This window comes from Frankia sp. CcWB2, assembly GCF_977927585.1.
Window position 1 is genome coordinate 17,547 of the sequence record NZ_CDWRCM010000064.1, and the last position, 4,091, is coordinate 21,637.

Genomic DNA, 4,091 nt, shown 5'->3' on the forward strand with positions numbered 1-4,091 from the left:
CCCGGGATGCGCTTTCATGATCGCATGATGGCAGAAGCCGACGTACTCTTCGCGGTCGTCCTTTTCGCCGCCGCCGGCCAGCGTGCGGTCGACCGGATCATCGCGCCGTTCCCCGATCGGGGCTCCGCAGTGGCGTTCGCCCGCGACAACGGTCTGCACTGTTTCTCGATCGGCCCGATGGCTTTCGCCGTACCGACCACGGTTCCGCCACCGGCGAGCACCGCTTCGGCCGTCGTGCCACCGGCGGGAAACAACCGCGGTGGCCGGGTCCGGGCATGAGAACGGGGCAGCGTGAGAACGGGGACAGCGGAAGAAACCCGTTGTCCCCGTCCGGCGAAAGAACGCGACGTCAGGCCGCGACCTCGACCTGGGTGTCGACCGGCTCACCCTGACGGGCGACGACCTTGCGCTCGCCGGTCGCGCCGGGGACAAGAGCCCGGACGGTCCACTGCCCCGGCCGCGCGAAGAAACGAAACTGGCCCGTCGCGGACAGCGGAACCTCGGCGGTGAAATCGCCGCCTTCGTCCAGCAGGCGGGCATAACCGGTCGAAACCGGCTCCCCGCTCTGCACCACGACCCCCTGAATCACAGTCTCCTTGGCCACGTCAATTCCCTCCACAGATGGTCCACCGCTGATGGCGCCGCACATGGCTCACGTGCCCTTCTCGATCGGCACGCCGACGAGCGAGCCGTACTCGGTCCACGAACCGTCGTAGTTTTTCACGTTCGGCAGGTCGAGCAACTCGTGCAGCGCGAACCAGGTGTGCGCCGAACGCTCGCCGATGCGGCAGTAGGCGATGATGTCCCTGGACAGGTCGACCCCGGCCTCGGTGTAGAGGCCGGTCAGCTCGTCATTGCTCTTGAACGTGCCGTCCTCGTTCGCGGTCTTCGCCCACGGGATGTTCTTCGCCGTGGGGATGTGTCCGGCCCGCTGGGACTGTTCCTGCGGCAGGTGCGCGGGAGCAAGCAGCTTGCCGGAGAACTCGTCGGGCGACCGGACGTCCACCAGGGCCTTCTCGCCGATCGCGGAGATGACCTCCTCGCGGAAGGCCCGGATGTCGGTGCGCGGCTCCGGGGCGGTGTAGCTGGTGGGCTGGCGGTAGCTGGTGGGCTGGCGCGGGGTGACCTCGGTGGTCAGCTCACGGCTGTCGAGCTCCCACTTCTTGCGACCACCGTCGAGCAGACGGACGTCGGCGTGGCCGTAGAGGCTGAAGTACCAGTATGCATATGCGGCGAACCAGTTGTTGTTCCCGCCGTAGAGCACGACGATGTCGTCGTTCGAGATCCCCTTCTCGGAGAGAAGCTTCTCGAACTGCTCCCTGCTGATGAAGTCACGAATGACCGGGTCCTGAAGTTCGGACTTCCAGTCGAGACGCACCGCGCCCGGGATGTGCCCCTTGTCGTACGCGGAGACGTCCTCGTCGACCTCGACCAGGACGACCTTCGGGTCGTTACGGTTCGCTTCGACCCACGAGGCGTCGACCAGCGCCTTCTCACGGCTCATGTGCGTGCTCCTTTCACGGTTATCGAATGGAGAAAAAGATACAGGTGGCACCCGAGACAGAACTCGAACGCCGCATTGAGGAGAACCGCCACGAAGGCCAGGGCCACCGCGACGTAACCGAGTGCCGGCATCCCCGCGAAGAATCCCACGAGACCCACGACGCCGAAGATCGCGCCGACCAGCTGGGCGAACCGGGGTGACGCGGCGTCCTCGGTGGCGGCGGGCGGCCCCAGTCTCGGCCGGATCAGGGAACGGAACACCAGCCCGTAGGGCGCGTACCGGACCCCGGCCACCGCCCCCACCCCGAACACCACGGTCTGCGCGAGCAGCAACCAGCGGCTGCCGGCGAGCAGTACCACGGCGAGCATGATCGTGGTGACGGCAGCGGCGAACCGCATACCGCGAGGATCTACCACGAGGCCTTCTCCTGACTTCCGGCTTGGACTACCCGCTCGGATGTGGCGATGCACCGGGGCCAGCCGATCACGGCTGAGGGACACAACCCACGATCAGGAAAGACGACACAGACAGCTGTGTACACGGCACAGGTCGACTGCGCGGCGCTTCACAAGCTGTATCTGGGACATGGTTCGTGTCACGGTAGCAGTGAACGTCACGTCTGTGTTAACCCGCCGACGATGAATCCGAAGGATCACCATCTGCCCGATTGATCCCATCGAAAACGATCTCTTCGAGGGTGGCGAACACCGCCGCACGCGTCGGCGGGGCACTGCTTGCGCGCCGCACCTCCCTGCCATGACCGTCAATGATCAGTACCGTCGGAGTCCGCCCGATCCCCAGCCGACGGACGAGGTCGAGATGCGCCTCCGCATCAACCTCGACATGGCGTACCCCGGGCACGACCTCGGCAACCCCTGCCAGCACCCGACGGGTGGACCGGCAGGGGGCGCAGAACGCCGTGGAGAACTGCAGCAGCGTCGCCCGCTCCCCCATCGTCTCGCCCAACGATGCGAATTCGGCCCGCAGTCCGCCGTCCACCGGCCGGAACCGTCCGTCCCGGGCCCGCATGAGCACCCCCAGTCCAAGCGCAGCCACGGTTGCCACCGACAACACCCACATTCCGGTCACGGCTTCTACAGCATCCGACGGGCCGGCTCTTCCCGTCCAAGCCCCGCCACGGCCCGACGATCGACTCACGCAGGCAGATGCCGCCCGACGAAATACACCAGTGGCGCCGCGGAGGCCAGCGGCAGGATGGCGGTGAGCAGGACGTCCGCGACCAGCGCCGAGGTGGCGACCGGGCCGACCCGCGGCTCTGCGTCACGGGCCCGCGCCAGCACCAGATCGATGACGGCGGCCACGGCCCCTCCCGCCGCGGCGATCGCGACGGCGGCCCCCACCGTCAGACGATCGGGGTTGAGGGCACCGAAGCCGGCCCCCAGCGCCGCGCCGGCCAGAACGCCAACCGCCCCGGCCGGCACCAGCGGAACGCCCGCCCATCCCACTAGCCGGCCCACCACGACCGTGCCACCCGCGCCGAGGAGGCCGGCGATGACCAGCAGATCGGCCGGATAGTGCGCGCCGGACCCGGCGCGCAGCGCAAGGTAACCGGCAAAAAGCGCACAGAAGATGATCCCACTCAGCGCCGCAGCAAGATCCGCACCGACCCGCCCGGCGGGACCGGGCGGCGGACTCGAACCATTAGCAGACACCGGACTCGAACCATGGGCAGACACCGGACTCGAACCATTGGCGGACACCGGGCCTGCCCCGGAGACGGGAGCTGACCGGCGTCGGGCGAGCTGGTAGAGGATCACGACCGCCACGGCGATCCCGACGACTCCGGCCAACGATCCGTAGCTGTGCCGGTCCGAGGCCAACAGAACCACGTCACCGAGGACACCCCAGGCCGCCACGAGCAGGGTGGTGCCGGTCGACGCCCGGAGTATCCGGACCCAGGCCCAGGCAAACGCGATCTGTTCGACGATGAGGACCGCCGCGAGGGCTCCCGTGCCGAGGGCTGCGGCCGCCATCACCAGGCCGGTAGCCACCAGGGCCGCCAACGGCAAAGCGCCCGGCGCCCAGCGGGCTGCGGGGATGGACGCAGCCTCGTCCGGGACGAGGACGCCGTGGGGCCTGCCAGGATCGCCTGCGCTCACCGGCCCATGCTGTCATGTCCGGCTCGGGCGGCTCACGTCGCGCCGTCCCAGCCAGGCGCGGCCTCGGGCCGGCGACGAACAGCGTCATCCCCCGGCGAAGGGAGGGATGGCCTCGACGACGCAACCGTCACGCAGGATGACCCCCGCCGGATCCCGCCGGCCCACGGGCTGGTCGTCGACGAGGTAGGAGCACCGTCGCAGCAGCGCCGGCAGGGCCCCGCCGTGGCGGGCCGCGACGACATCGAGCAGAGCGGCCAGCGTATCCGCGCCGATCTCCTCCTGGGGCACCCCCGCGGCGTCCCTGGCGGCGGCCCAGTAGCGGACGGTCACCCGCGCGATCGACGCGGGCCGGGCCGCCCCTGCGGTCTCGTCCGTCACCATCCTTCACCATCCTTCCGGCCCTTCGTCCGTCATCTTCACCGGAGAAGCGGGAATTGGTACGAACGCGTGGGGGTCGATACACAGGA

At 68.8% G+C, this 4,091-nt stretch carries 7 protein-coding genes; all 7 read right to left on the bottom strand.

Features of this window, described 5'->3' with window-relative positions; all coding sequences use genetic code 11:
- Nucleotides 1–349: 349 nt before the first annotated feature.
- Entirely contained in the window at nucleotides 350–649 is a 300-nt protein-coding gene (locus tag ACY45C_RS09215) for a DUF1416 domain-containing protein (RefSeq protein WP_462187204.1), read from the bottom strand.
- 3 nt (nucleotides 650–652) lie between these two features.
- The gene (locus tag ACY45C_RS09220) at nucleotides 653–1,504 is read right to left on the bottom strand and encodes a sulfurtransferase (RefSeq protein ID WP_462187205.1); all 852 of its coding nucleotides are present in this window, start codon (nucleotides 1,502–1,504) and stop codon (nucleotides 653–655) included.
- Nucleotides 1,501–1,920, bottom strand: a complete 420-nt coding sequence (locus tag ACY45C_RS09225) for a DUF4395 domain-containing protein (protein WP_462187206.1) — start codon at nucleotides 1,918–1,920, stop codon at nucleotides 1,501–1,503. The genes ACY45C_RS09220 and ACY45C_RS09225 overlap by 4 nt, the downstream gene beginning before the upstream one ends.
- 93 nt (nucleotides 1,921–2,013) lie before the next feature.
- Nucleotides 2,014–2,181, bottom strand: coding sequence for a putative leader peptide (locus ACY45C_RS09230; RefSeq protein WP_462187207.1), 168 nt, complete (start codon nucleotides 2,179–2,181; stop codon nucleotides 2,014–2,016).
- On the bottom strand, nucleotides 2,129–2,593 hold the full coding sequence (locus tag ACY45C_RS09235) for a thioredoxin family protein (protein WP_462187208.1): 465 nt from the start codon (nucleotides 2,591–2,593) through the stop codon (nucleotides 2,129–2,131). The genes ACY45C_RS09230 and ACY45C_RS09235 overlap by 53 nt, the downstream gene beginning before the upstream one ends.
- 65 nt (nucleotides 2,594–2,658) lie before the next feature.
- Nucleotides 2,659–3,624, bottom strand: coding sequence for a hypothetical protein (locus tag ACY45C_RS09240; RefSeq protein ID WP_462187209.1), 966 nt, complete (start codon nucleotides 3,622–3,624; stop codon nucleotides 2,659–2,661).
- An 84-nt stretch (nucleotides 3,625–3,708) separates the two neighbouring features.
- Complete coding sequence (locus tag ACY45C_RS09245; RefSeq protein WP_462187210.1) at nucleotides 3,709–4,005, bottom strand: MoaD/ThiS family protein; 297 nt, start codon at nucleotides 4,003–4,005, stop codon at nucleotides 3,709–3,711.
- Nucleotides 4,006–4,091 lie beyond the last annotated feature (86 nt).

Coding starts and splice junctions, on each gene's coding strand:
- ACY45C_RS09215 (WP_462187204.1), bottom strand. CDS start 649: ATGTGCGGCGCCATCAGCGGTGGACCATCTGTGGAGGGAATTGACGTG.
- ACY45C_RS09220 (WP_462187205.1), bottom strand. CDS start 1,504: ATGAGCCGTGAGAAGGCGCTGGTCGACGCCTCGTGGGTCGAAGCGAAC.
- ACY45C_RS09230 (WP_462187207.1), bottom strand. CDS start 2,181: ATGGGATCAATCGGGCAGATGGTGATCCTTCGGATTCATCGTCGGCGG.
- ACY45C_RS09245 (WP_462187210.1), bottom strand. CDS start 4,005: ATGGTGACGGACGAGACCGCAGGGGCGGCCCGGCCCGCGTCGATCGCG.